This window comes from Pantoea sp. Cy-639, assembly GCF_011752525.1.
In the GTDB taxonomy this organism is placed as follows: Bacteria; Pseudomonadota; Gammaproteobacteria; order Pseudomonadales; family Pseudomonadaceae; genus Aquipseudomonas.
On record NZ_VWXI01000007.1, the window covers coordinates 38,901 to 65,048 of the forward strand.

The window sequence follows — 26,148 nt, forward strand, 5'->3', positions numbered from 1 at the left end:
GCCCGCAGTACACGCGGGCGCGACAGCATGCCCCTGGTGCTTACTTGCGAAAGCGCTCGGTCAGGGCGTCGGCCACCGCGGGGTGGACGAACTTGCTGATGTCGCCACCCAGCGCGGCGATTTCCCGGACCAGGGTCGAGGAGATGAACGAATAGCGCTCGGACGGGGTGAGGAACAGGCTTTCCACGTCCGGGGCCAGCTGGCGGTTCATGTTGGCCAGCTGGAACTCGTACTCGAAGTCGGAGACCGCGCGCAGGCCACGCAGGAAGACATTGGCGCCCTGTTCCTTGGCGAAGTGCGCCAGCAGCGTGGAGAAGCCGATGACTTCGACATTGGGCAGGTGCTTGGTGACCTCGCGGGCCAGTTCCACCCGTTGTTCCAGCGGGAACAGAGGGTTCTTCTTGGGGCTGGCTGCCACGGCGATGATCACGTGGTCGAACAGCCGCGAGGCGCGTTCGACCAGGTCGCCATGGCCTTTGGTAATGGGGTCGAAAGTACCCGGGTACAACACTCGGTTCATCGCGTCATCCTGGCTTGGAGTGCGTTGGGGAGTCGGATGGTAGCGCAGCGATTGCGCCCGGCCAAGTCGCGCGACCGGCCGATGGCACTATAGACAGTACGTGTATCGGCTGTCATGCCCTGGGTGCCAGGCGCCCGGCCAGCCCGTCGCTGAGCCGCGCGGCCAGGGCGTACACCGACAACTGCGGGTTGGCGCCGATGCTGGTGGGGAACAGCGAACCGTCGTGGATCGACAGGTTTTCCAACTGGTGGTGTCGGCCCAGGCTGTCGCACACCGCCTGGCGCGAGTCTTCGCCCATGGCGCAGCCACCCATGACATGGGCGCTGCCCAGGCGCATGCGGAACAACTCGAGGGCCAGGTCATCGATGACGCGGGTCACCTGTTCAAGGGAGTCGCTCTGGCGGGCGTCGCCATGCACCGGCAACACCTGGCGGGCGCCGGCGGCGAACTGGATCTGCGCCATGCTGTGCCAGGCCCGGCGCAAGCCGTCGCGCAGGTAGTCGGTGAGCGGGTAGTCGAGCACTGGCGAGCCATCGCCGCGCAGTTCCACCTGGCCGCCGGGGCTGTCGGGATGGAAGCCGTCGCGCAGCAGCGCCAGCATCACGTGGGTGTGCGGCAGTTCGGCCATGCGCCGGGCGTTCTCTTCGCCGTGGCCGCCGAGCAGGGTGCTGGCCAGGGCCGGATGCAGGGGCGGGACTTCCAGCTTGTAGCCGACCGCTCCGGTGACGCCGTCCTGCCACTGGAACTGGTCGCTGTAGATCGACTGTGGCGCGCCGTAGTAGGGGTCGATCTTCTCGTCGAAGCGAGCGGCGCTGAAGTTCACCAGGTGCAGGAAGGTGCGCTTGCCCAGGCAGTCGTGGGGATCGGGCGCGGCAGAGCGCAGCAGCAGGGCCGGGCTGTTGATGCCGCCACCGGCCAGCACATAGTGGCGGGCGCGGACCGTGATTTGCCGGCCAGTGGGCTGGACGCCCTGGGCGTCCAGGGCCTGGCAGCGCAACTGGGCGATGCGCTGGCCGTCGTGCTCGAAACGCTCGGCGCGGGCCAGGTAGAGCAGTTCGCCACCCAGCTCCAGGGTGGCCGGAATGCTGGTCACCAGCATCGACTGCTTGGCGTTGACCGGGCAACCCATGCCGCAATAGCCCAGGTTCCAGCAGCCACGCACATTGCGCGGAATCACCGCCCAGCGATGGCCGAGCGCTTCGCAGCCGCGGCGCAGCACATCGTTGTTGGCATTGGGCGGCAGCGCCCAGGGGCTGATACCCAGGCGCTGCTCCATGCGTTCGAACCAAGGCGTCATCGAGGCGGTGTCGAGGCCCTTGACCGCGTGCTCGCTGGCCCAGTGCGCCAGGGTCTGTGGCGGCGTGCGAAAGCTCGAGGTCCAGTTGACCAGGGTGGTGCCACCCACTGCGCGGCCCTGGAGAATGGTGATGGCGCCGTCCTTGCTCAAGCGGCCCAGGCCTTCCTGGTAGAGGCTGGCGTAGGCTTCGTTCTCCAGCAGGTGGAAGTCGCTGCTGGTCTTCAGCGGTCCCTCTTCGATCAGCAGCACTTTCAGGCCCGCGCTGCTGAGGGCTTCGGCCGTGGTGGCACCGCCCGCGCCACTGCCGATCACGGCAACGTCGGCTTCCAGGGCCAGGTCCTGGGCCAGGCGTGAGCCATCGTGGGTGATCCAGCCTCGTTCGAGGCCTTGGCGGAACGGATCGGGTACGGGCATGGGGTTCCCTCCGGCATGAGCGGGGCGGCAGGCACAGGGTTCAGATTTTCGGCGGCCCGGGATAGCCGCAGGCGGCCCAGGCTTCGGGGCATTCGTACCAGGCCATCAGCAGCAGTTGCAGCAGCGAGGCGTGGCCTTGGCGCAACAGGTCCAGCGAGCTGTTGCGCCAGCGTTCGAGGAAGGCCTCGACGTCAGCGTCGCTGGCGCTGCTCCAGCCGCCCCAGACTCCGGTCAGGGGACCACGGGTCAGGGGCAGGGCGAGTACGTCGAACAACTGCCGGGTGAGCTTGAGCATCGCCGGCGACAAGGCGGCGAGCTTCTGGTCGAGGCTGTGCAACACCCGATCCGCCGGCGCCTGGGTGCCGGCCAGCACCACCGGGACCAGGGCCAGCAACATGGGCAGGTCGTCTTCGCGCAGCGCGCGATAGTCACCGGCCGGTGTCTGCTTGGCGCAGGCGACCAGGCTGGCCGTGCCGAGGAACAGGCTGGCGCCGAGGCTCAGGCGCAGCAGGTCGCGACGGTGCATGGTCAGGCCCCCGGTTCAGCGGATGAACAGTTTGTAGACCAGGCGCTGCAAGGCTTTGCCATAGGGCGGGTAGATCAGTCGGGCGGCGTTCAGGCGCTGCTTGGCCAGTACCGCCTTGGCCTTGCTGAAGGTCTGGAAACCTTCCTGGCCGTGATAGTGGCCCATGCCCGACGGGCCGATGCCGCCGAACGGCAGGTCGTCCTGGGCCACGTGCAGCAGGGTGTCGTTCAGGCATACCCCACCCGAATGGGTGTCGCGCAGCACGCGGGCCTGCTCGCCACGGTCGTAGCCGAAGTAGTAGAGCGCCAGTGGCCGTGGCCGCTGGTTGATGTAGGCAAGCGCGTCATCGAGCCGGTCATAGGGCACCAGCGGCAGTAGCGGGCCGAAGATTTCCTGCTGCATCACTTGCATGTGGTCGGTCACCGCCGTCAGCAGGTGGGGTGGCAAGCGCCGGCCCTGGCGTGGCTCGTCGTCGTACAGGTCGAGCACCTCGGCGCCCTGCTCGCGGGCATCGGCCAGCAGGTGTTCCAGCCGCTCCAGCTGGCGCGGGTTGATGATCGCGCTGTAGTCAGGGTTGTCGGTGATGCGCGGATAGAGGCGGCGTACCGCGCGCCGGTAGGCATCGGCGAAGGCGTCCAGGCGCGGCCGGGGCACCAGCACGTAGTCGGGGGCGACGCAGGTCTGGCCGGCGTTGAGGGTCTTGCCGAAGGCGATACGCTCGGCGGCGGTGTCCAGCGGCACATCGGCCGAGACGATGGCGGGCGACTTGCCACCCAGCTCGAGCGTCACCGGAGTCAGGTTGTGTGCAGCGGCCAGCATCACCTGGCGGCCGATGCCGGTGGCGCCAGTGAACAGCAGGTGGTCGAACGGCAGGCGGGAGAAGGCCTGGCCGACGGCTACCTCGCCGAGCACCACGCTGACCAGGTCTTCAGGGAACACCCGCTCCAGCAGGGCCTTGAGCACCCTGTTGGTGGCCGGGGTCGCCTCGCTGAGCTTGAGCATCACCCGATTGCCTGCCGCCAGGGCGCCGGTCAGCGGGCCGATGGCGAGGAACAGCGGGTAGTTCCACGGCACGATGATGCCCACCACGCCCAGAGGCTGGTACAGCACCTGGGCGCTGGCGGGCTGGAAGGCCAGGCCGACGCGTCGCCGTGAGGGTCGCATCCAGCGTTGCAGGTGGCGTTCGGCGTGGCGCAGGCCCTGGATCGATGGCAGCAGCTCGGCGATCAGGGTCTCGTCGCGGCTACGCCCGGAGAAGTCCTCGTCGGTGGCGGCAACCAAGGCCTCCTGGTCAGCCAGCAAGGCTTCGCGCAGGCTCTTCAGCCATTGCCGACGTTGCGCCGCCGGTGGCATGGGGTGGCCGGCGAACGCCTGGCGCTGAAGGGCGAACGTCGCCTCGAGAGCGAGGTCGGAAGACACAGGAGACGAGGAAAGGGTCGAGGTCATGGCGCAGTCACCAGCAAGACGGGATGACTAGAGCCTATACTCTAATTCGCCGGGCGGTGAGTGCTTTTTGTGCCAGAACGCCGGACATTTGTACCGCCACGGCCTGACGCCCAGGCGTAATAGATCGTAAGATGGCCGATCAACCGATAAGAGCCCGGAGACTGGAGCGCAAGCATGGCCCCGCGCATGAAGACCCGAGAGCGCATCGTGCAGAGCAGCCTGGAGCTGTTCAACCAGCAGGGCGAGCGTAGCGTCAGCACCAACCATATCGCCGCGCACATGGAAATCTCGCCCGGCAACCTCTACTACCACTTCCCCAACAAGCAGGCGATCATCGCCGTGCTGTTCAGCCAGTACGAAGAACTGGTCGACAGCTTCCTGCGCCCGCCCCAGGGCCGGGCCGCTACGGTAGAAGACAAGCGTTTCTACCTCAAGGCGCTGCTGGCGGCGATGTGGAACTACCGTTTCCTGCACCGCGACCTCGAGCACCTGCTCGACAGCGACTCGGAGCTGGCCGCCCGCTACCGACGTTTTTCCCGCCGTTGCCTGCAGCAGGGCCAGGCGATCTATCGTGGCTTCGTCGACGCCGGGATCCTGGCCATGGAGGCGGCGCAGATCGAATCCCTGACCATCAATGCCTGGATCGTCCTGACGTCCTGGGTGCGTTTTCTCAGCACCACCCGCGAGCATAGCGCGCACCTGGGCGAAGAAGCCTTCAAGCGCGGCGTCTACCAGGTATTGGTGCTGGAGCTGGGCTTCGTCACTGCCGGCTCGCGCGCCGCGGTGGATGCCCTGTGCGGCGAATTCCACGTACCGTTCAACCAGGCCCTGGAGCACTGAATCAGGGCCCTTCATCAGGAGATTGTCATGCCCCTTGCGCAACTGATCACCCCGCAGCAGCTGGCCGAGCGCCTGGACGCGCCCGGTCTGGTGGTCCTCGACTGTCGCTTCGCCCTGGAAGATGTCGATTACGGTCAACGCAGCTATGCCGAGGGGCATATCGCCGGCGCTCACTTCGCCGACCTGGAGCGTGACCTGAGTGGTCCGGTGATCAAGGGGCGCACCGGGCGTCACCCGCTGCCCGAGCCGCAGCATCTGCTCGAACGCCTGCGCGAGTGGGGGGTGGACGGCGACAGCCAGGTGGTGCTTTACGACGACGGTCCGGGTGCTTTCGCCGCCCGCGCATGGTGGCTGCTGGCCTGGCTGGGCAAGCGCAGCGCGGTGTTCATCCTCGATGGTGGGCTGAAGGCCTGGCACGCCGCGCACCTGCCGCTGAGCCTGGACCCGCCGCCGCATCGGGAAGGTAGCTTCAGCGGTGCGCCGGACATGAAGCTGCTGATCGACGCCGAGCACCTGGCCAAGCGCCTGGAAGATCCGGCAATGACCTTGATCGATGCCCGCGGACTGCCACGTTTTCGCGGCGAAGTGGAGCCGATCGACCCGGTGGCCGGGCATATTCCTGGCGCCCAGTGCGCGGCGTTCACCGACAACCTTGGCGCGGACGGCCGGTTCCTGTCTGCCGAGCAGCTCAGGCAGCGTTTCGCCGAGAAACTGGCCGGGCGTCCGCCGGAGCAACTGGTGGCCTATTGCGGGTCGGGCGTAACGGCCTGCCATAACCTGTTTGCCCTGGCGCTGGCCGGCTATCCGCTGGGGCGCTTGTATGCCGGGTCGTGGAGCGAGTGGATCAACGATCCGCAGCATGCCGTGGCGACCGGCGACTGATCTGTCGGAGCCAGCCTTGCCGAAACGCCGGTTCACCGGCAAGGCTGGCGCCTACGACGTGATCGCTAGCGACCTTCCAGCAGCCACTGCGGGATCCGCCGCTCCAGGTAATACCCCGGATTGCGCAGGCTGCCGTCCACGAACCCCACATGGCCACCCCGGCTGTGCAGCTCGAATTGAGTCCCGGCTGCCAGCTCGCTGGCGCTCGGCAGGCTGTGGCCGAACACGAACGGGTCGTCGTTGGCGTGGATGATCAGTGTCGGCGTGCGGATCTCGCCCAGGTAGTAGCGGCTGGATGCCCTGCGGTAGTAGTCGTGGGCATCGCTGAAACCGTTGAGCGGCGCGGTGACCTTGCCGTCGAAGTCCCAGAAGGTGCGCAGGCCGCGCAGCGGCCCGAGGCGTTCGATAGCCGCCAGCGCCTCATGGTGCCCGCGCTCGCGCAAGTGCCGTTGCTTGTCCTGCACATAGGTCAGCATCTCGCGCATGAAGTGCGCCTGGTAGACCTTCGAGAAACCCAGGCCGATACGGTCGGCGCACTGGTCCAGGCGAAACGGCACCGACACCGCGACCGCCGCCTCCAACTGACTGCTTTCGCCGCTTTCCCCCAGGTACTTGAGCAACACATTGCCACCCAGCGAATAACCGACTGCGTACAGCGGTGCCAGTGGCCGTTGGGCGCGCAGGTGGTGAATGGTTTCGGCCAGGTCCTCGCTGGCACCGGAATGGTAGCTGCGCGCCAGCAGGTTGGGCTCGCCCGAGCAGCCACGCCAGTTCAGCGCCACGCTCGCCCAGCCGCGCGCCTGCAGCGCTTGCTGCAAGCCTTTGACATAGGGGGAGTTGGACGACCCGGTCAGCCCGTGCAGTACCAGTACCAGCGGTGCATCAGGTCTATGCGGACCGTGCCAGTCGAGGTCGAGGAAGTCGCCGTCGGTCAGCCACAGGCGTTCGCGATTGCGCTGCAGGGCAGGCAGCTTGCGCCAGAGCGGGCCCCACAAGGTCTGCAGGTGGGGATTGGACAGGCCGATGGCCGGGCGGAAGCTGGCGGTGGGACTAGGCATGCTGGGTGCTCGTGATGTGCCTGCCTAGAGTGCCATGAAACGCCATGCTTTGACTGCGTAATTGGTCTGCGGGTAATGGCTGCTGATCGATAGCCGGACCGATGGTCACGAAAGTCGTTTGCTGTGATTGCAAACAGGTTCTGGCGGTATTGCGCAGTGCCAAGGGCGTCAGGCTGGCAAGGTCTTTCTGGAGCAGAGAGAGATGGTCCACCGGCTGCTGTTGGTGGCTGGACCTCGCCAGGCTCTTGGCCAGTTCACCATTGTCCGCCATGGCGATCAGCAGCCCTCCCGTCAGTTGGCTCAATGCCAGGTCGCACTCGGCCTGGCTCGGGCCATGGTTGCACAGGTCTTGCACGACCTGTGTCACTAGCGCCCGAGAGGCGTCCCGGTATGCCGGCTCGATGTCCCAGAAAATCTGCAACAGGCATGCGGCATCTAGTGGCCTCAACCTTGAGTGGATGCTGTAGGTCAGGCTGTGCTGGACACGCAATACCTGCATCAATCGCGACTCGTAGTCGGCCCCGAGGATCTGGTCCAGCATGAGCAGTGCCGGATATCCGGGGTCCGCAGGGGGTAGTTGCAGGGTGTAAGTCAGTGCAGCCTGAGTTGTGATGTTGGGGCGAGCGATCGGTAACGATTCTGCGATGCGTGCTGGCGCTGGCGGAGGAGGTATCGCGGCCCATTGCTGAGGCAATGCTGCCGAGATCGCGCCGACAAGTGCTTCGGCATCCTCGCGGGACAGGTCGCCTACCAGGCCGATATCCAGGTTGTTGGCGGAGTAGGCCCGGCGATGGAAATGGCGCAGTTGTTCGTCTGCAATGCTGGCAAGGCCTGCTGGGGTACCGACCTCAGCGGTAGCGTAGGGGTGGCCGGCAAAGAGTTGGGCCATGGTCGTGTCGCTGAGCAGGTAGGTACTGTGCCTGGTGCGGTCTTGTAGATGACGAAGCAGGCGCAGCTTGATCTTTTCAGTGTCTGCGGCCCTGAATGCGGGCTGGGTGACCATGGCCGTGAGCAGTTGCAGGGCCTTGCTGCGCAGGGCGGGCAGCGACAGGCCGCGCAGGGTGATGCTCGAGTGGTCCAGGCCAATTTCCCTGCTCAGGATCGCCCCAACCCCCTCCAACTGCTCGACGAACTGAGCGGCATCAAGCAGCGCGGTGCCTTGGTCCAGGCTATACAGCACAAGTGCTGCAAGGCCCGGTGTATCGCCGTCCAGTGAACTGCCTGCGCGAAAACGCAGGACCAGGTCGAACATGGGCCGTGCTGCACAGGCGACGAACCTGGCTCGCGTCCCTTCAGGTGTTTGCCATTGTTGCACCTGATGCTGGAGCGTCTGGTACTGCCGAATATCGACCGTCCGGGTTGAGGTAAGGCTGGCGAGTGCGGTTGCCGTGGCCTGTTCGGAAGGAGTGCTCATGCTGCTTCTCCTTGCTGTATGCAGGTAATCGTCAGGCGCTCTCGTCGCAGGTACTCGATGGCTACTTGTTGTACGGTCGTAACCGTGAGGTCACGGATGATCTTCGCTCCCAGGTCGATCAACATGGGGTCAAGGCCGGCGGCCGCGGTCTGGCCAATCCCTTCGGCCTGTAGCTCGTGCTTGCTGCTGTTGTAGAGCTGCTTGGTGAGCAGGCGTAGCTTGGCACTCTCCAGTTCCTGTTCAGGCAGTGGCGAGCCGCGCAGTTCGTCGATCTGCTCCCAGATCGCCTGCGCGGCCTGTTGCGGGGTGGCCAGGTCCTTGTTGCAAAGTGCAGATACTGTCAGCAGCGTATCGCCACGATGCAGGTGCTCGTAACTGATCTGGATGTACGTGAGCAGGCGTTGGTCGCGTACCAGGCGGCTGTAGAACCGGGAGCTGAATCCCTCGCCGAGCAGCTCTATCAACAGTCGCAGGGCAAACGTGATGTGCACCGAGGACGCACTGGCCTGGCTGGGGACATTGAATGACAGGTGTACCGCTTCTTGAGGGCTCTCATCTTCAAGGACCTGGCTGCGCTCGCGCATTTCACCTGAGAATCGCAGGGTGGCCTTTTCAGGCAGTGGCCCCCGAGGGATGGCGGCAAAGTGAGCCTCCACCTGACGGCGAAGTGCTGGAAGGTCGGTCGCGCCAACGACCACCAACGTAGCGTTGTTTGGCACGTACCAGGTGCGATACCAGGCATGTACGGATGCCCATTGCATTTCGCTCAGGTCCAGTGCGTGACCGAAAGTAGGTTCGCCATAGGGACTGCCCGCGTAGGCAAGCGCTTCGTGCCGATCCAGATGCTGGAAATACGTCGAATTCTCGTATTTCAGCCTGCGTTCGTCCTCGATGCTCTTGATCTCGTGTTCGAACTGCGCTTGATCGAGCGTGGCGCTGCTCATCGCATCGGCCATGATTTCCAATGCCATGGGGAGCCGATTGGCGGGCAGCAATATGTCGAACGCGGTTGCATCATCATGGGTAGTGGCATTGGCTTTGCCCCCCAGCAGGGCGATCACCCGCGAGTACTGTCCGGCAGGCAGCTTGCTGCTGCCCTCGAACAGCAGATGTTCCAGCAGATGGGAGAGGTTGGTGTGCCCTGGCGGTTCATGGCTGGTGCCGACGTGATACCAGAGCTGCACGGCGACAATCGGCGTGCTGCGGTCTTCACGCAGATAGACCGACAGGCCGTTTTCAAGCGTGAAGTGGGAGAGCTTGGAAGGAATGGCAGCAGTGATAGAGGCCAGGGCATCTTGAGTCGCCTTGGCATCAACACTGGGGATGGGGGAAGAACTCATGGATGGGCTGCTCCGATTTCCGACTAACCGGAGCAGCTTCAGCGAAAGTGACCGAGCGCCTGTGTTACTTAATTAGGCTGAAGATCATGTATCAGATTCGTTGCCAGAGCGCGTAATGCACCTGGCCGGTTTTCTTCTCGCGATGCAGGCGCCAGTTGCCTGGCATCGGCAGCGAAGAGGGCACGGCTTCGCTTTCGGTGTAGATCCATGCCTGCTCACGCAGCCATTGGCCCTGCTCCAGGAGGTTGCAGGTGTTGGCCAGCAGGTCCTGGTGGAAGGGCGGATCGAGGAACACCACGTCGAACTGCTTCTTCGCCGGGCCCTGCAGGTAGCGCAGTGCGTCGGTCTGCAGGATCTGCCCGCGCGGGCAACGCAGCAGCTCGAGGTTGTTCTTCAGGTTGGCGATGGCTGCCGGGTTGCTGTCCAGCGCCACGGCGTCTTCAGCGCCACGGGACAGCGCTTCGAGCACCAGCGCGCCACTGCCGGTGAAGGCGTCGAGTACCTGGGCGCCTTCGATGTATGGCGCCAGCCAATTGAACAGGGTTTCGCGCACGCGGTCGGGCGTCGGGCGCAGGCCCTCGCCTTCCGGCACCGCCAGGCGGCGGCTGCGCCATTCGCCGGCGATGATGCGCAGCTGGCCGGGGCCCTTGCTCGCGCCCGGGGCCGGGCGCGCGGGGGTGTTGGGTCTTGCCATTAGTGCTCCGGTACGCCGAGCGGCTGCTCGGCGGGTTTGTCAGTGGGGGGCGGCAGCGGCTGCTGCGGCACGTTCGGGCCGACGGTGACGATCACCAGCTTGTCTGCCGCGAGGTGTTTGTTCATGGCGCTCTTCACCTGCTCGACCGTCAGCGCCTGGGACTGCTGCATGAAGTCTTCCAGCCAGCTCAGCGGCAGGCCGTAGAAGCCGATCGCGCCCAGTTGGCCGACGATGCTGGCGTTGCTGGCGTTGGACAGCGGGAAGCTGCCGGCCAGCTCGCGCTTGGCATCGTCCAGCTCCTGCTGGGTCGGGCCGTTCTTGAGGTAGTCGGCGAGGATGTCCTGGACCAGCTTGAGGGTGCCCTCGCTGAGCTCGGCACGGGTCTGCAGGTTGATCATGAACGGGCCACGCACCTGCATCGGGCTGAACACCGAGTACACGCCGTAGGTCAGGCCGCGCTTCTCGCGCACTTCGCTCATCAGGCGGGTGCCGAAGGCACCGCCGCCGAGGATCTGGTTGCCCAGCGACAGGGCTGCCCAGTCCGGGTCGTTGCGATCGATGCCCAGTTCGGCCAGCATCAGGTGGGTCTGCTTGGACGGGAAGTCGACGTGGGTCACGCTGGCCTTCGGCTCGTGTGGCTGCTCAGGCTTGGCCAGGGCAGGCCCCTTGGGCAGCCCGGCGGAGACCTGGGCGGCGATCGCCTCGGCCTCGCCGCGGCTGAGGTCGCCGACCAGGGCGATCACCGCGTTGCCGGCGGTGTAGGCCTTGCGGTGGAAGGCGCGCAGTTGCTCGAGGGTGATCCCGGGGATGGTCTGGGCGGTGCCGTCGCTGGGGTGGGCATACGGGTGGTCGCCGTAGAGGTTGGCGAACAGGGTCTTGCCGGCGATCTTGCCGGGGTTCTGCTTTTCGTACTCGAAGCCGGCCAGCAGCTGGTTCTTGATACGCTTGAGCGCGTCTTCGGGGAAGGTAGGCTGGCCAACCACCTCGGTGAACAGCTTCAGCGCCGGCTCGCGCTTTTGCGCGGCGCTGAGGCTGCGCAGCGAGGTCACGGCCATGTCGCGGTAGGAGCCGTTGCCGAAATCGGCGCCCAGGTTCTCGAAGCCTTCGGCGATGGCGGTGACATCCTTGCCGGCCACGCCCTCGTTGAGCATGGCGTTGGTCAGCGTGGCCAGGCCCGGGATGGCGCCGTCCTGGCTGCTGCCAGCGGCGAAGGTCACGCGCAGGTCGAACATCGGCAGCTCGCGCGCCTCGACGAACAGTACCCGGGCGCCTTCGGCGGTGGTCCAGTGCTGGATGTTCAGTTGCCGCCGGCTGGGGGCCTTGCCGTCCAGCTCGGCCAGCGACTGCAGGGCATTGGCCGGGCGTGCCGCGGTGTCGGGCTTGGCGGCGTTGTCGGACTGGGCCGGACGCGCCAGCAGCAGGGCGATGGCCACCACCACGACGATGATCGCCAGGCCGAACAGGGTGTAGCGGGGTGCGCTGCGATCACTCATGAGCGGACTCCTCGGGCAGTACGTGGGCAACGCTCAGGCGTTCGCGGGAGAAATAGGTACGGGCGGCTTCCTGGATATCCTGTGGCGTGACGCGCTTGAGGTCGTCCAGCTCGTTGTCGATCAGCTTCCAGGACAGGCCGACGGTTTCCAGCTGGCCGATGGTGGTGGCCTGGCTGCTGATGGAGTCGCGGTCGTAGACCAGGCCGGCGATCACCTGGGCGCGCACGCGCTCGAGTTCCTCGGCGGTGGGCGGCGTGGTCTTGAGTTCGTCGAGCAACTGCCAGATGCCTTTCTCGACGTCGGCGAGGGTCTTGTGCTTCTGCACATTGGGCGTGGCCGAGATCAGGAACAGGCTGTCGCCGCGGGTGAACGGGTTGTAGCTGGACGAGGCGCCGGCCACCAGCTCCTGACCGCGCTCCAGGCGTGCGGGCATGCGGGCGCTGTAGCCGCCGTCGAGCAGCGCGGAGATCAGGCGCAGGGCATTGACCGTGCGTGGGTCCTTGGCGGTGGCCAGGCCTGGGACGTTGAAACCGTAGATCAGGCTCGGCAGTTGGGTCTGCACATGCAGGGTGAGCTGGCGCAGGCCCGGCTCGGCCAGTTCCAGCGGCAGCTTGCTGGGCGGTACCGCACGCTTGGGGATGGCGCCGAAGTACTTCTGCGCCAGTGTTTTCACCTCGTCGACGCCGACGTCGCCGACCACCACCAGGGTGGCATTGTTCGGCGCGTACCAGGATTCGTACCAGTGGCGCAGTTCCTCGACTTTCATGCGTTCAAGGTCGGCCATCCAGCCAATGGTCGGGGTGTGGTAGCCGCTGGCCGGGTAGGCCATGGCGCGGAACAGCTCGAAGGCCTTGGCGTTGGGCTGGTCGTCGGTGCGCAGGCGGCGTTCTTCCTTGATCACCTCGATTTCCCGGCTGAATTCGTCGGCCGGCAGGCGCAGGCTGGCCAGGCGGTCGGCTTCGAGTTCGAAGGCCACTGGCAGGCGGTCACGGGCCAGCACCTGGTAGTAGGCGGTGTAGTCATCGCTGGTGAAGGCGTTTTCCTCGGCGCCGAGGTCGCGCAGGATGCGTGACGCCTCGCCGGGGCCGACCTTGGCGCTGCCCTTGAACATCATGTGCTCCAGGGCGTGGGACAGGCCCGTCTGGCCAGGCGTTTCGTAGCTGGAACCGACCTTGTACCAGATCTGCGAGACCACCACCGGGGCACGGTGGTCCTCGCGCACGACCACCTTCAGGCCGTTGTCCAGGATGAATTCGTGGGTCGGTTGCACATCGGCGGCGAAAGCTGCCAGCGGCAGGCACAATGTGCCGAGCAACAGGCCAGCGGCGCGGCGGGCTAGAGCATTCATACGGTGGTTAACCTGTTCGGCGGCCCGCTTGGGTTTAGCGTCGGCGGGCCAGGAGGTGCTAGGATACTGATCCGGTTGCCTGGCGACCATGCCTGCCGCCGTTCTGGCCCGCAGGCCCTTACGACAAAACGTTGCGCATGAACCAGCTGGATTCACAGTAGTCTGTTCTGCGTGAGTCAAGAATTTCCGATGCGCCGCTGATGGCTCATCGCTACCCTGAGATAGCCGTCTTCCATGTTTGGTTCCAACGACGACAAAAAAGCGCCTGCCGAGGCGGGCGAGAAGAAAGGCCTGTTCAGCTGGTTTCGCAAGAAACCGCAGCAACCTGTCGCCGAACAGCCGCAAACCCCTGAACCGCAGGCCGTGGCGCCGGTCGCCCCGCAGCCGTCCGTCGAGCAGGCCGCTCCGGTAGAGGCTGATGTACCGGTGGTCGAGGCGCCCGCGCCGCAGATTGTCGAGCCTGCGCCGTTGGTACAGGCTGAACCGCTGGTCGCCACGCCCATCGTCGAGCCGCTGGTCGCCGCGCCGTTGCAGGCGCCGGTGATCGAGCCGGTGGTGGCCCAGCCGGTACCCGTCGCGCCAGAGCCGGTCGAAGCGCCTGCCGCGCCAGTGAGCAACCTGGTGCTGCCGGTCGCCGAAGAACCGGTGGCACTGGTGGCCGATCTCGAGCCCAAGGCCCCGCCCGTCATTCCCGAGCGTCCGTTCGTCGCGCCAGCCCCCGAGGCCATTGCGCCAGCGCCAGCCGCGCCTGCTCCTGAGCCTGTGGTAGAGGTCGCTCCGGTCGTGGTGTCGGCCGCAGTCGAGCCTGAGCCCGAGCCAGAACCCGAGCAGGTCGCAGCCCCTGTCGCCGCCGAGCCGGCCAAGGTCGGCTTCTTCGCTCGCCTCAAGCAGGGCCTGTCGAAGACCAGCGCCAGCATTGGCGAGGGCATGGCCAGCCTGTTCCTGGGCAAGAAGGTCATCGACGACGACCTGCTCGACGAGATCGAGACCCGCCTGCTGACCGCCGATGTCGGCGTCGAAGCCACCTCGACCATTGTCCAGAACCTGACGCAGAAGGTTGCCCGCAAGCAGTTGGCCGACGCCGACGCGTTGTACAAGTCGCTGCAGGACGAACTGGCCGCGTTGCTGCGCCCGGTGGAGCAGCCACTGCAGATCGATGCGCAGAACAAACCCTATGTGATCCTGGTGGTCGGCGTGAACGGCGCCGGCAAGACCACCACCATCGGCAAGCTGGCCAAGAAGCTGCAGCTCGAAGGCAAGAAGGTCATGCTCGCCGCTGGCGACACTTTCCGCGCCGCGGCGGTGGAACAGTTGCAGGTATGGGGCGAGCGCAACCAGATCCCGGTGATCGCCCAGCACACCGGCGCCGACTCGGCTTCGGTGATCTTCGATGCGGTGCAGGCCGCCAAGGCCCGCAACGTCGACGTGCTGATCGCCGATACCGCCGGTCGCCTGCACACCAAGGACAACCTGATGGAGGAGCTGAAGAAAGTCCGTCGGGTGATGGGCAAGCTCGACGCCGACGCGCCGCACGAAGTGCTGCTGGTGCTCGACGCCGGCACCGGCCAGAACGCCATCAGCCAGGCCAAGTATTTCAACCAGAGCGTCGAACTGACCGGCCTGGCCCTGACCAAGCTGGACGGCACCGCCAAGGGCGGGGTGATCTTCGCCCTGGCCAAGCAGTTCAACATCCCGATCCGCTTCATCGGGGTCGGCGAAGGCATCGACGATCTACGGACGTTCGAGGCCGAACCTTTCGTCAAGGCACTGTTCGCCGAGCGGGAACCTTCATGATCCGATTCGAACAGGTAGCCAAGCGCTACCCCAACGGCCACGTCGGCCTGCACGAACTGAGCTTTCGGGCGCGTCGTGGCGAGTTCCTGTTCGTCACTGGCCACTCCGGTGCCGGCAAGAGCACCTTGCTGCGCCTGCTGCTGGCCATGGAGCGTCCGACCAGCGGCAAGCTGATGCTGGCCGGGCAGGACCTGGGCCAGATCAGCAACGCGCAGATCCCGTTCCTGCGCCGGCAGATCGGCGTGGTGTTCCAGAATCACCAGTTGCTGTTCGACCGCACGGTGTTCAACAACATCGCCTTGCCGCTGCAGATCCTCGGCTTGTCCAAGGCCGAGATCGCCAAGCGAGTCGACTCGGCGCTGGAGCGTGTGTCGTTGAGCGACAAGGGCGAGCTGTTCCCGGCCGATCTGTCGACCGGGCAGCAGCAGCGCGTCGGCATCGCCCGCGCCATCGTCCACCAGCCGGCATTGCTGCTGGCCGACGAGCCCACCGGTAACCTCGATCCACGCCTGGCCGCGGAAATCATGGGGGTGTTCGAGGACATCAACCGCCTGGGCACCACGGTATTGATCGCCAGCCACGACCTGGCGCTGATCGCGCGCATGCGCCACCGCATGCTGACGCTGCAACGCGGCCGCTTGATCGGCGATGGGGAGGCCGGGCAATGAGCATCACACGTACACCAAAGGTTTCCGAGCGCGTCGCGCCGAAGGCCGCCGATCCGCAGCCGTCCAGCAAGAAGCGCGGCGACCACGACGACGATGGCCCGGATTTTCGCAGCCTGCTGCATGCCTGGCTGGAAAGCCACCGCGCCAGCCTGGCCGACAGCCTGCGGCGCCTGGGCAAGCAACCGATCGGCAGCTTCTTCACCTGTCTGGTGATGGCCGTGGCGCTGAGCATGCCCATGGGCTTGTCGCTGTTGCTGAAGAATGTCGAGAAGCTCGGCGGCTCGTGGCAGCGCGCGGCGCAGATCTCGTTGTACCTCAAGCTCGATGCCAGCAGCCGTGATGGCGAGGCCTTGCGTGAGGAAATCAAGGGCATGCCGGGCGTCGCCGAGGCCCAGTACATCAGCCGTGAGCAGGCGCTGGAAGAGTTCCAGCAGCAGTCCGGCCTGGGCGAGGCGCTGCGCGAGCTGCCGGACAACCCGCTGCCGGGCGTGGTCGTGGTGACCCCGACCGAAGTCGACAAGCCGGCCCTGGAGGCACTGCGCCAGCGCCTGTCGGAGTTGCCGCGGGTCGAGGCGGCGCAGCTTGACCTGCTGTGGGTCGAGCGTCTGGCGGCGATCCTCAAGCTGGGTGACCGTTTTGTCTTCGGTCTGGCGGTGATGCTGATTTCTGCACTGCTGTTAGTAATTGGTAACACAATTCGTCTACATATCGAGAACCGCCGTGTCGAGATCGAGGTGATCAAGCTGGTGGGCGGCACCGACAGCTACGTGCGCCGGCCTTTCCTCTACATGGGCGCGCTGTACGGCCTGGGCGCCGGTGTGCTGGCCTGGGGGATCCTGGCGTTTGGCCTGAACTGGCTCAATGACGCGGTAGTCGGGCTTTCCGGGCTGTATGGCAGCGATTTCGCCCTGGGAGGCGTTCCCGCCTCGGATGGTCTTTCGCTCTTGATCGGCGCGGTGCTGTTGGGGTATATCGGTGCATGGATCGCAGTGGCTCGGCATTTGAACGAGCTGGCACCGCGATAAATGTGTGTGGCCAGTATTGACATTTTTTCATTAGGGAACTTGTACAACGGTTCCCTGTCTATGCTGGCAGTGCCCAAAAGGCATGAGTCTGTAAGCCGGAGGTACTTGAATGACCAATTCGTTGCAACCTGCCTATGCCCTGGTTCCCGGTGCAAACCTGGAAGCCTACGTGCACACGGTCAACAGCATTCCCCTGCTGTCGCCGGAGCAGGAGCGTGAACTGGCCGAGCGTCTCTACTACGAGCAGGATCTTGAAGCCGCTCGGCAAATGGTGATGGCCCACCTGCGTTTCGTTGTCCATATCGCCCGTAGCTATGCAGGCTACGGGCTGGCCCAGGCCGACCTGATCCAGGAAGGCAACGTTGGCCTGATGAAGGCGGTCAAGCGTTTCAACCCGGAGATGGGCGTGCGCCTGGTGTCCTTCGCGGTGCATTGGATCAAGGCCGAGATCCACGAGTTCATCCTGCGCAACTGGCGCATCGTCAAGGTGGCTACCACCAAGGCCCAGCGCAAGCTGTTCTTCAACCTGCGTAGCCAGAAGAAACGCCTGGCCTGGCTGAACAACGACGAAGTGCACCGTGTGGCCGAAAGCCTCGGTGTCGAACCTCGTGAAGTGCGTGAGATGGAAAGCCGCCTGAGCGGCCAGGACATGGCCTTCGACCCGGCGGCGGAAGCCGACGACGATAGCGCCTTCCAGTCGCCTGCGCATTACCTGGAAGACCATCGCTACGACCCGGCCGTGCAACTGGAGGATGCTGACTGGAGCGACAACTCCACCAACAACCTGCATGTCGCCCTGCAGGGGCTGGATGATCGCAGCCGTGACATCCTCTACCAGCGCTGGCTGGCCGAGGAGAAGGCTACGCTGCATGAGCTGGCGGAGAAGTACAGCGTTTCGGCCGAGCGTATTCGTCAGCTGGAAAAGAACGCGATGAACAAGGTCAAGGCATTGATCACGATCTGATCGGCGCCCTGGCTGGATTGAAAAAGCCGCTGTCCTCGCAAGAGGCAGCGGCTTTTTTGTGTGCCTCAGATGACTGAGGCGCAGGAGCGGGCTCCAGGACTCAGCGCCTGTGTGCCGGAGCCAGCTGCATCAGATAGCTTGGTCCGCCCAGTTGGCTCATCTGCCGACGGATCCAGCCTGCCCGGCTGGCGACATAGGCACTGGGGCGGCTGGCGCTCCACTTGATCGGGCTGGGCAACACCGCTGCCAGTTGCGCGGCCTGTTGTCGCGTCAGCCGGCTGGCATCCACGCCGAAGTGATAGCGTGCCGCGGCCTGGGCACCGAATACACCAGGGCCCCATTCGGCGCTGTTGAGGTAGACCTCGAGGATCCGCTCCTTCGACCAGAACAGCTCGATCAGGGCCGTGAACCAGGCCTCCAGACCTTTGCGCAGCCAACTGCGCCCCGACCACAGGAACAGGTTCTTGGCCACCTGCTGGGTCAGCGTGCTGGCGCCGCGGATCTTGCCGCCGCGCTCGTTGAACGCCAGCGCCGCCTGGATCGCCGGGATGTCGAAGCCCCAGTGGCTGGCGAACTTCTGGTCTTCGCCGGCAATCACCGCGACCTTCAGTTCATCGGAGATCTGCGCCCAGGGTGTCCAGTCGCGCTGCAGGTCGATCGGCTCGCCATGGGTCCACGACTGCACCTTGCGCTCGACCATCAGCGCCGTGCCGGGCGGTGGTACCCAGCGCAGCACCAGCACCACGGCGATGCTGCCGGCAGCGAACCAGAGCAGGGCACGGGAGAGGCGGCGGAGGAGGGATGACAGCATGGTGATGGCTTGGCCGGACCGGTGGAACGGGCCATTATACAGACCCCTCTCGAGGAGTCGTCCCATGCTTCGCAGCTTCCTGATGCTCGCCGCCTTCTTCGGCTTTACCGGTGTCGCGCTCGGCGCTTTCGCCGCCCATGGCCTGAAGAGCCGCCTGAGCGCCGATTACCTGGCGATCTTCCATACCGGTGTCACCTACCAGCTGGTCCATGCCCTGGCGATCCTTGGGGTCGCGATCCTCTCGGTGCACCTGCCCGGGCGTCTGGTCGGCTGGGCCGGAGGGCTGTTCGCGCTGGGTATCGTGCTGTTCTCCGGCAGTCTCTACGTGTTGACCCTCACTGGCCTGGGCAAGCTGGGCATGATCACTCCTTTGGGTGGGTTGTGCTTCCTCGCCGGTTGGCTGTGCCTGGGCCTGGCCGCCTGGCGGTTGGGCTGACCGATCGGTCCACAATCGCGACTAATGGCGCGCGCCACCCTTGGGTTGCAAGGCTGATCGGGGCTAGAATGCGTGCCCCCAAAGAACAATGGTGGCCGTGCGCATGCGCATTCAATTGAACGGTGAACCTTACGAGTTGCCCGCGGGCGAGAGCGTCGCGGCCCTGCTGGGTCGCCTGGAGCTGGCTGGTCGCCGGGTGGCGGTGGAGCTGAATCTGGATATCGTGCCGCGTAGCCAGCACGAGAGCACGCTGCTGAGCGAAGGCGACCAGGTCGAAGTGGTCCACGCCATCGGCGGTGGTTGAGCTTCGGTTCGGCGATTCACCTGCAAGTCCCGCAACCTTTTCCAGAGGAACAACGATGAGCAACGTTCGCAGCGACAAGCCCTTCACCCTGGCCGGGCGTACTTTCCAGTCGCGCCTGCTGGTCGGCACCGGCAAGTACCGTGACATGGAAGAAACCCGTCTGGCCATCGAGGCCTCGGGCGCCGAGATCGTCACCGTCGCCGTGCGTCGCACCAACATCGGCCAGAATCCGGGCGAGCCGAACCTGCTCGACGTGCTGCCACCGGACCGCTACACCATCCTGCCCAACACCGCCGGTTGCTATGACGCGGTCGAGGCCGTGCGCACCTGTCGCCTGGCCCGTGAACTGCTCGATGGCCACAACCTGGTCAAGCTGGAAGTGCTGGCTGACCAGAAGACCCTGTTCCCCAACGTGATCGAAACCCTCAAGGCCGCCGAAGTGCTGGTCAAGGATGGTTTCGACGTGATGGTCTATACCAGCGACGACCCGATCATCGCCCGCCAGCTGGCCGAAGCCGGCTGCATCGCCGTGATGCCGCTGGCTGGCCTGATCGGCACCGGCCTTGGCATCTGCAACCCGTACAACCTGCAGATCATCCTCGAGGAGTCCAAGGTACCGGTACTGGTCGACGCCGGCGTGGGCACCGCCTCCGATGCCACCATCGCCATGGAGATGGGCTGTGAAGCCGTGCTGATGAACTCGGCCATCGCCCATGCCCAGCAGCCGCTGCTGATGGCCGAGGCCATGAAGCATGCCATCGTCGCCGGGCGCATGGCCTACCTCGCCGGGCGTATGCCGAAGAAACTCTATGCCAGCGCGTCCTCGCCGCTGGAAGGTCTGATCAAGTAAGAGCCCCAGATGACTGAATCGCAAGAAACGCCGATCGCCGAAGACGGCGAAGCCCGCCCACACCGCCGCATCAAGAGCTTCGTGATGCGTGCAGGGCGCATGACCGAAGGCCAGCAACGTGGTCTGGACCAAGGTGGCCCGCAGTTCATCCTGCCGCTGGCCGACAGCCCGGTGGACTACGACCAGGTGTTCGGCCGTTCGGCGCCGCGCACCCTGGAGATCGGCTTCGGCATGGGGCACTCGCTGCTGGAAATGGCAGCGGCCTCGCCTGAACTGGACTTCATCGGTGTCGAAGTGCACCGTCCGGGTGTCGGCGCACTGCTCAACGGCGTGCTGACCCAGGGCCTGAAGAACCTGCGGGTGTACGACTGCGATGCCATCGAGGTGCTTAACCGCTGTGTGGCCGACAATAGCCTCGACCGGCTGATGCTGTTCTTCCCCGACCCTTGGCACAAGGCCCGTCATCACAAGCGCCGTATCGTCCAGCCGGCTTTTGCCGAGTTGGTCCGTAGCAAGCTGAAGGTGGGCGGCGTGTTCCACATGGCCACTGACTGGGAGCCCTATGCCGAGCACATGCTGGAAGTCATGAAGGTGGCGCCGGGTTATCGCAACCAGGCGGCTGATGGCGCCTATGTACCGCGTCCGGAAGAGCGCCCGATCACCAAGTTCGAGCGCCGTGGCGAGCGACTGGGGCATGGGGTGTGGGACCTGAAGTTCGAGAAAGTCGACTGAGTCCAGGTCTGCATCAGCGCAGCAATAAGAAACCGCCTTGTGAAAGGCGGTTTTTTCATGCGGTCTGAGTGCTCAAATGTCGCTGGAGAGCCCCCGCGAACTGCCTGCGGAGCGCGTCACTGAGCTGCTGACAGTCTTGAGCAAAGTCGTGCTGCGCACATGTGAGCACTTCCAGTGTCGGCTTCTAGCCAGGGATCAGCCCCGCCGATCAGCCACCACGCCGATCAATACCAGCACCACCAGCAGTACCGGCGCCAGTGCATAGTTGTTGAACTGCCCCAGCCCCTTCACGATCCAGGGTGTCGCATAGATCAGCGCCGCGCCGCTGCCGATCATCACCAGCAAGGCCATGAATGGCACGCGCAGGGCACCGGCCAGGCCGCCCAGGCGCGCTTCCACCCAGCCCTTGATATCGGTGCCGAACAGCACCAGCAGGCAGCCCACCAGGGCCAGCGAGATCTCCGACAGGTTGCTGCGGCTCCAGCGGGAAACGGTCGAGAGCAGGTCAAGTACCAGGTCCATGGGTCATCCTTAATTCAAGAAGTACTGCAGCAGGTCGTTGAGGAACAGCTGGCCGCGCGGCGTGGCTGCCAGACGATCCGGTTCGACCTGCAAAAGGCCCTTTCGTTCGGCGTCCCGGCGTGCCTCGGCGAGCTGCGCCAGCGGCAGGCCGGTGCGGCGACTGAACAGCTCGGCTTCCACGCCATCGGTGAGGCGCAGGGCATTCATCAGGAACTCGAAGGGTAGTTCATCGACGGGCAGCAGCTTTTCACCGGCCTTGAACGGCTTGGCCGGGTTCAGGTAATCCTTGGGCAGACGGGTCTTCCAGGTGCGCAGGATGCGTCCGTCGGGGAACGACAGCTTGCCGTGGGCACCGGCGCCGATGCCGATGAAGTCGCCGAAGCGCCAGTAGTTGAGGTTGTGCCGTGCGGCACGACCGGACTGGGCGTAGGCCGAGACTTCGTACTGTCGGTAGCCATGCTCGGCCATCAACGCCTGGCCAGCTTCCTGGATGTCCCAGAGGATGTCGTCCTCGGGCAGCTCCGGTGGCTGGTTCCAGAACACGGTGTTGGGTTCGACCGTCAGCTGATACCACGACAGGTGCGTTGGCGCCAGGGCGATGGCCTGGCGCAGGTCGCCCAGGGCATCGTCGAGCGACTGGTCCGGCAAGCCGTGCATCAGGTCCATGTTGAAGTTGTCGAAGCCTGCCGCACGGGCCATGTCGGCGGCGCGCACCGCTTCGGCGCCATTGTGGATGCGGCCGAGCTTTTCGAGCTTGGCGGGCTGGAAGCTCTGCACGCCGATCGACAGGCGATTGATGCCGGTCTGCCGGTAGGCCTTGAACTTGTCCTGCTCGAACGTGCCGGGGTTGGCTTCCAGGGTGATCTCGATGTCGGCGGCGAACGGGATGCGCTGCTCCACGCCGCGCAACAGGCGGCCGAGCGCGTTGGCGCTGAACAGGCTTGGGGTGCCGCCACCAAAGAAGATGGTGCTGATCGGGCGTCCCTGGACGGCGGGCAGTTCCTGGTCAAGGTCGGCCAGCAGGGCGTCGATGTAGTCGTCTTCAGGCAGTTCAGGGCCGGCCTGGTGCGAGTTGAAGTCGCAATAAGGACACTTGCGCACGCACCAGGGGATATGGATGTACAGCGACAGTGGCGGCAGCTCTGGCAGTGCCAGGCGTGGCGCCTGCGTGCTGAAGCCAGCCGCGCCCGGATGGAGCGGCTGGGGGGACTGCTTTTCGGTCATGCCAGGCCCAGACGTTGACGCAGCAGGGCCATGGCGCGGGCGCGGTGGCTGAGCTGGTTCTTTTCGAGCGGGGCCAGGTCGGCGCTGGAGCACTTGCGCTCCGGTACCCAGAACAGCGGGTCGTAGCCGAAACCGTGCTCGCCGCTGGCCTCGAACAGGATGCTGCCGTGCCACAGGCCTTCGCAGAGGATCGGCAGCGGGTCGTCGGCATGCCGGACCAGGGCCAGGACGCAGACGAACTGGGCGCCACGCTGCTGGGCCGGTACGTCCTTCAGGGCAGCGAGCAGCTTGGCGTTGTTCGCCGTGTCCCCCTTGCCGTCGGCATAGCGCGCCGAATAGATGCCCGGTGCGCCGCCGAGGAAGTCCACGGCCAGGCCGGAGTCGTCGGCCAGCGCCGGCAAGCCGGAAATGCGCGAGGCGTTGCGGGCCTTGAGGATGGCGTTCTCGACGAACGAAAGGCCGGTTTCTTCGGGCTCCACCTCGCTGAATTCGCCGATCGAGCGCAGTTGCACGGACTCGCCGAGCATGGCCTGCAGTTCCTTGAGTTTGCCGGCGTTGTGGCTGGCCAATACGAGTTGCTGGAAATTCATCATTCGCCTGGGAACACTTCCTGGTTGAAGCTCAGTGGATGGCTGACGCCGCCGGATTCGATATTGAGGTCGAAGGTGACGGTCTCGGCCTGGTCGATCTTGAACTGGGCGATGTAGTAGATCGCGCCCTGGTCGGTGATCTGCTTGAACGACAGCGGGTTGCTGCGCCCGGTGAGGTCCTTGACGGTGCCGCTGACCACGGCCATGGCCGGTTGCCCGGCCTTGAGCACGGCCATGGCCGGTTGCCCGGCCTTGAGCACGGCAATGTTGAGCACCCCCTGGTTCTTGCTGCGGGTCAGCCCGGTGGCGCTGGCGATGTCTGGTTGCAGCATGCTCGAGGTGAAGGCGCTGTAGTGCACGGTCACGTCGCCGAAGTCCTGCTTGCGCTCGGGCTTGGCGGCATCGGCAGCCAGCACCGGCAAGGCCAGGCACAGGCTGATCAGAAACAGTGCTAGTCGACGCATGGTTCCATTCCTCCGTTCGCGTTGGTCAGACCGCGAGCTGATGCTCCTGCAGGCCCGGGCTGCTGACTCGATAAATACCGATTTCTCCTAGAAGATTAGGCCAAAGCCTGCCGCCCAGCCCATTACGGTGCAGGCGGTCGACCGCCAGCCGGTCGAGGACCTTGGCCTTGCGTTCGTGGCACAGGTTCTCGAAGTCCTCGAAGGTGCAGAAATGGATGTTCGGCGTGTTGTACCAGGTGTACGGCATGAAGTCCGAGACCGGCATGCGGCCCTTGGTCGCCAGGTACCAGCGGCAGCGCCAGTGACCGAAGTTGGGGAAGGTGATGATGCACTGGCGGCCCACCCGCAGCATCTCGTCGAGGATTCGGTCAGGGTACTCCACGGCCTGCAGGGCCTGGGTCATGACCACCACGTCGAAACTGTTGCTGGCGAAATTGCCCAGGCCCTTGTCGAGATCCTGCTCGATGACGTTGACGCCCTTGGCCACGCAGGCGGCGATGTTGTCGGCGTCGATCTCCAGGCCATAGCCGGTGACGTTCTTGCGCTCGCGCAGCGAGGCCAGCAGTTCGCCGTTGCCGCAACCGAGGTCGAGTACCCGGCTGCCGGCGGGGATCCAGTCTTGGATGATTTCCAGGTCGGCTCTCATGGGGTCCTCAGACAGCGATGCGGTTCATGTAGTTGGCGAAACCCTGCATGTAGCGAGGGGTCGGGATGAGGAAGGCGTCGTGGCCGTAGGGCGAGTCGATGTCCAGGTAGCAGACATTCTTGCGCGCCGCCATCAGGGCGTCGACGATCTCCCGCGAGCGGGCCGGCGAGAAGCGCCAGTCGGTAGTGAACGACATGATGCAGTAGTCGGCCTTGACCTGGGCCAGGGTCGCGGCCAGGTCGCCGCCGTGGGCTGCGGCCGGATCGTAGTAGTCCAGCGCCTTGGTCATCAACAGGTAGGTGTTGGCGTCGAAGCGGCCGGAAAACTCCTCGCCCTGGTAGCGCAGGTAGCTCTCGACCTGGAACTCGACGCTGTGGAAGTCGTAGTTGAGCTTGTCGCTCTTGAGCTCACGGCCGAATTTCTCGCCCATCGAGTCATCGGACAGGTAGGTGATATGCCCGACCATGCGCGCCAGCATCAGGCCGCGCTTGGGGATCACGCCCTGGTCCTGGAACGAGCCGCCGTGGAACTCGGGGTCGGTGAGGATGGCCTGGCGCGCCACTTCGTTGAAGGCGATGTTCTGCGCCGACAGCTTGGGCGCCGAGGCGATGTCCACGCAGTGGCGCACGCGGTCCGGGTAGGTGATGGTCCACTGCAGCGCCTGCATGCCGCCGAGGCTGCCGCCGACGATGGCAGCCCATTGCGTGATGCCCAGGCGGTCGGCCAGGCGCGCCTGGCTGTGCACCCAGTCTTCCACGGTCAGCACTGGGAAGTCGGCGCCATAGGGCTTGCCGGTGGCCGGGTTGACGCTGCTCGGGCCGGTGCTGCCATTGCAGCCGCCGAGGTTGTTCAGGCTGACCACGAAGAAACGGTTGGTGTCGATCGGCTTGCCCGGGCCGATGCAGCTGTCCCACCAGCCCGGTTTGCGGTCGGTGGCGGCGTGGTAGCCCGCGGCATGGTGGTGGCCGGACAGCGCGTGGCAGATCAGCACGGCGTTGCTGGCGTTGCTGTTGAGCTCGCCGTAGGTTTCGTAGATGAGTTCGTACGAGGCCAGGGAGCGGCCACAGGCCAGGGCCAGCGGTTCATCGAACCGGGCGATCTGCGGTGTTACCAGACCAACGGAATCTTCGGGAAAGACAGTGGACATCGACCCTGCTCACGCTTGACGGAGGCGTAAGTCTAAAGAGCGCTACCCCCAGCGGCAAGCAAAGGCTTGCCGCTGGAAGCGTCAGGCTCGGGCAGGGCTCAGATCATCCGCCACAGCTCTTGCGGCATGCTGGCATAGGCCGCCAGTTGCGGCATGAGGAACGACTGGATCACCTGGATGGCAATGAAGGCGAAGATCGGCGAGATATCCATGCCGCCCAGGTTGGGCACCAGGCGGCGGAAGGGCGCCAGCACCGGCTCGCTGATCTGGTAGGCCAGCTCGGCGGCAGGGTTGTGGCTGTTGGGCGCGACCCACGAAACGATCACCATGACGATCATCGCCACCCAGAAGATCTTCAGGAACAGCGAGGTAATGCCGAGAATCGCCCACATCAGCAGGTGCAGGACATCGCCGAAGGTGCCGTAGGTGACCATCAGCACGAAGGCCATCAGCAGGGCCTGGATGATGATCGACAGCAGCAGCGAGGAGGTATCCAGGCCGGCGATGCTGGGGATCACCCGGCGCAGCGGCTTGAGCAGCGGCTGGGTGGCGCGCACGGCGAACTGGCTGAGCGGGTTGTAGAAGTCGGCCTTGACCAGCTGTAGCACGAAGCGCAGCAGGACGATCACCAGGTACAGGCTGACCAGGGTTTGCACCACGAAGATCGCGGCGCCGGACAGTGCATTCATCGAGAGCTCC

At 65.1% G+C, this 26,148-nt stretch carries 28 protein-coding genes; 10 read left to right on the forward strand and 18 right to left on the reverse strand.

What is annotated here, in order from left to right; all coding sequences use genetic code 11:
• Positions 1-40: 40 nt before the first annotated feature.
• The 4 genes from coaD to F3J43_RS10855 form a co-directional block, all read right to left on the reverse strand.
• On the reverse strand, positions 41-520 hold the full coding sequence (gene coaD / locus F3J43_RS10840; protein ID WP_166885651.1) for a pantetheine-phosphate adenylyltransferase: 480 nt from the start codon (positions 518-520) through the stop codon (positions 41-43).
• 112 nt (positions 521-632) lie between these two features.
• Positions 633-2,231, reverse strand: a complete 1,599-nt coding sequence (locus F3J43_RS10845) for a GMC family oxidoreductase (protein WP_166885653.1) — start codon at positions 2,229-2,231, stop codon at positions 633-635.
• Between the two features lie 40 nt (positions 2,232-2,271).
• Positions 2,272-2,757, reverse strand: a complete 486-nt coding sequence (locus tag F3J43_RS10850; RefSeq protein ID WP_166885655.1) for a twin-arginine translocation pathway signal protein — start codon at positions 2,755-2,757, stop codon at positions 2,272-2,274.
• Positions 2,758-2,772: 15 nt separating this feature from the next.
• Positions 2,773-4,203, reverse strand: a complete 1,431-nt coding sequence (locus tag F3J43_RS10855; protein ID WP_166885657.1) for a coniferyl aldehyde dehydrogenase — start codon at positions 4,201-4,203, stop codon at positions 2,773-2,775.
• Between the two features lie 174 nt (positions 4,204-4,377).
• On the opposite strand from F3J43_RS10855, the gene F3J43_RS10860 reads away from it, so the two are divergent.
• Both F3J43_RS10860 and F3J43_RS10865 read left to right on the forward strand, forming a co-directional pair.
• Positions 4,378-5,043, forward strand: a complete 666-nt coding sequence (locus F3J43_RS10860; protein ID WP_166885660.1) for a TetR/AcrR family transcriptional regulator — start codon at positions 4,378-4,380, stop codon at positions 5,041-5,043.
• A gap of 27 nt (positions 5,044-5,070) precedes the next feature.
• Positions 5,071-5,925: a sulfurtransferase gene (locus F3J43_RS10865; RefSeq protein WP_166885662.1), complete on the forward strand. Its 855-nt coding sequence runs from the start codon at positions 5,071-5,073 to the stop codon at positions 5,923-5,925.
• 65 nt (positions 5,926-5,990) lie between these two features.
• Here the strand turns inward: F3J43_RS10865 and F3J43_RS10870 are convergent, their stop codons facing one another.
• From F3J43_RS10870 to F3J43_RS10895, 6 genes are all read right to left on the reverse strand, one after another.
• On the reverse strand, positions 5,991-6,983 hold the full coding sequence (locus F3J43_RS10870; RefSeq protein ID WP_166885664.1) for a hydrolase: 993 nt from the start codon (positions 6,981-6,983) through the stop codon (positions 5,991-5,993).
• On the reverse strand, positions 6,976-8,397 hold the full coding sequence (locus F3J43_RS10875) for a M16 family metallopeptidase (protein ID WP_166885666.1): 1,422 nt from the start codon (positions 8,395-8,397) through the stop codon (positions 6,976-6,978). The genes F3J43_RS10870 and F3J43_RS10875 overlap by 8 nt, the downstream gene beginning before the upstream one ends.
• Entirely contained in the window at positions 8,394-9,737 is a 1,344-nt protein-coding gene (locus F3J43_RS10880) for a M16 family metallopeptidase (RefSeq protein WP_166885668.1), read from the reverse strand. The genes F3J43_RS10875 and F3J43_RS10880 overlap by 4 nt, the downstream gene beginning before the upstream one ends.
• A 91-nt stretch (positions 9,738-9,828) precedes the next feature.
• The gene (rsmD, locus tag F3J43_RS10885) at positions 9,829-10,431 is read right to left on the reverse strand and encodes a 16S rRNA (guanine(966)-N(2))-methyltransferase RsmD (RefSeq protein WP_166885670.1); all 603 of its coding nucleotides are present in this window, start codon (positions 10,429-10,431) and stop codon (positions 9,829-9,831) included.
• Positions 10,431-11,924 (reverse strand): M16 family metallopeptidase, encoded by a 1,494-nt coding sequence (locus tag F3J43_RS10890; RefSeq protein ID WP_166885672.1) that lies wholly within the window; start codon positions 11,922-11,924, stop codon positions 10,431-10,433. The genes rsmD and F3J43_RS10890 overlap by 1 nt, the downstream gene beginning before the upstream one ends.
• The gene (locus tag F3J43_RS10895; protein ID WP_166885675.1) at positions 11,917-13,272 is read right to left on the reverse strand and encodes a M16 family metallopeptidase; all 1,356 of its coding nucleotides are present in this window, start codon (positions 13,270-13,272) and stop codon (positions 11,917-11,919) included. The genes F3J43_RS10890 and F3J43_RS10895 overlap by 8 nt, the downstream gene beginning before the upstream one ends.
• Before the next feature lie 234 nt (positions 13,273-13,506).
• Between F3J43_RS10895 and ftsY the strand changes: the two genes are divergently transcribed.
• The 4 genes from ftsY to rpoH all read left to right on the forward strand — a co-directional run bounded on the left by ftsY (position 13,507) and on the right by rpoH (position 17,723).
• Positions 13,507-15,066 (forward strand): signal recognition particle-docking protein FtsY, encoded by a 1,560-nt coding sequence (gene ftsY, locus F3J43_RS10900; RefSeq protein ID WP_166885677.1) that lies wholly within the window; start codon positions 13,507-13,509, stop codon positions 15,064-15,066.
• Complete coding sequence (ftsE, locus tag F3J43_RS10905) at positions 15,063-15,734, forward strand: cell division ATP-binding protein FtsE (RefSeq protein ID WP_012274659.1); 672 nt, start codon at positions 15,063-15,065, stop codon at positions 15,732-15,734. The genes ftsY and ftsE overlap by 4 nt, the downstream gene beginning before the upstream one ends.
• Positions 15,731-16,759, forward strand: a complete 1,029-nt coding sequence (gene ftsX, locus F3J43_RS10910) for a permease-like cell division protein FtsX (protein ID WP_166885679.1) — start codon at positions 15,731-15,733, stop codon at positions 16,757-16,759. Before ftsE ends, ftsX begins: the two co-directional genes overlap by 4 nt.
• A gap of 109 nt (positions 16,760-16,868) precedes the next feature.
• Positions 16,869-17,723, forward strand: coding sequence for an RNA polymerase sigma factor RpoH (gene rpoH / locus F3J43_RS10915; protein WP_166885681.1), 855 nt, complete (start codon positions 16,869-16,871; stop codon positions 17,721-17,723).
• Positions 17,724-17,823: 100 nt separating this feature from the next.
• Here rpoH and mtgA read toward each other — a convergent pair whose 3' ends face one another.
• On the reverse strand, positions 17,824-18,534 hold the full coding sequence (gene mtgA / locus F3J43_RS10920; RefSeq protein ID WP_166885683.1) for a monofunctional biosynthetic peptidoglycan transglycosylase: 711 nt from the start codon (positions 18,532-18,534) through the stop codon (positions 17,824-17,826).
• 64 nt (positions 18,535-18,598) lie between these two features.
• Here mtgA and F3J43_RS10925 point away from each other — a divergent pair, with 64 nt between their 5' ends.
• From F3J43_RS10925 to trmB, 4 genes are all read left to right on the forward strand, one after another.
• Positions 18,599-18,970, forward strand: coding sequence for a DUF423 domain-containing protein (locus F3J43_RS10925; RefSeq protein ID WP_166885685.1), 372 nt, complete (start codon positions 18,599-18,601; stop codon positions 18,968-18,970).
• 103 nt (positions 18,971-19,073) lie between these two features.
• Positions 19,074-19,274 (forward strand): sulfur carrier protein ThiS, encoded by a 201-nt coding sequence (gene thiS / locus F3J43_RS10930; RefSeq protein WP_166885687.1) that lies wholly within the window; start codon positions 19,074-19,076, stop codon positions 19,272-19,274.
• Between the two features lie 55 nt (positions 19,275-19,329).
• Positions 19,330-20,124 (forward strand): thiazole synthase, encoded by a 795-nt coding sequence (locus tag F3J43_RS10935; RefSeq protein ID WP_166885689.1) that lies wholly within the window; start codon positions 19,330-19,332, stop codon positions 20,122-20,124.
• A gap of 9 nt (positions 20,125-20,133) precedes the next feature.
• Complete coding sequence (trmB, locus tag F3J43_RS10940; protein ID WP_166885691.1) at positions 20,134-20,856, forward strand: tRNA (guanosine(46)-N7)-methyltransferase TrmB; 723 nt, start codon at positions 20,134-20,136, stop codon at positions 20,854-20,856.
• Positions 20,857-21,051: 195 nt separating this feature from the next.
• Here the strand turns inward: trmB and F3J43_RS10945 are convergent, their stop codons facing one another.
• The 7 genes from F3J43_RS10945 to F3J43_RS10975 form a co-directional block, all read right to left on the reverse strand.
• Complete coding sequence (locus F3J43_RS10945; protein WP_166885693.1) at positions 21,052-21,378, reverse strand: DUF3392 family protein; 327 nt, start codon at positions 21,376-21,378, stop codon at positions 21,052-21,054.
• 9 nt (positions 21,379-21,387) lie between these two features.
• Entirely contained in the window at positions 21,388-22,527 is a 1,140-nt protein-coding gene (gene hemW, locus F3J43_RS10950) for a radical SAM family heme chaperone HemW (protein ID WP_286184500.1), read from the reverse strand.
• Positions 22,528-22,598: 71 nt separating this feature from the next.
• Complete coding sequence (gene rdgB / locus F3J43_RS10955; RefSeq protein WP_205297784.1) at positions 22,599-23,192, reverse strand: RdgB/HAM1 family non-canonical purine NTP pyrophosphatase; 594 nt, start codon at positions 23,190-23,192, stop codon at positions 22,599-22,601.
• Entirely contained in the window at positions 23,192-23,656 is a 465-nt protein-coding gene (locus F3J43_RS10960) for a DUF4426 domain-containing protein (RefSeq protein WP_166885699.1), read from the reverse strand. Before F3J43_RS10960 ends, rdgB begins: the two co-directional genes overlap by 1 nt.
• Positions 23,657-23,681: 25 nt before the next feature.
• Positions 23,682-24,302, reverse strand: coding sequence for a methionine biosynthesis protein MetW (gene metW / locus F3J43_RS10965; protein WP_166885701.1), 621 nt, complete (start codon positions 24,300-24,302; stop codon positions 23,682-23,684).
• 7 nt (positions 24,303-24,309) lie between these two features.
• Positions 24,310-25,449 (reverse strand): homoserine O-succinyltransferase MetX, encoded by a 1,140-nt coding sequence (gene metX, locus F3J43_RS10970; protein ID WP_166885703.1) that lies wholly within the window; start codon positions 25,447-25,449, stop codon positions 24,310-24,312.
• Positions 25,450-25,547: 98 nt separating this feature from the next.
• Positions 25,548-26,138, reverse strand: a complete 591-nt coding sequence (locus tag F3J43_RS10975) for a YggT family protein (protein ID WP_166885705.1) — start codon at positions 26,136-26,138, stop codon at positions 25,548-25,550.
• Positions 26,139-26,148 lie beyond the last annotated feature (10 nt).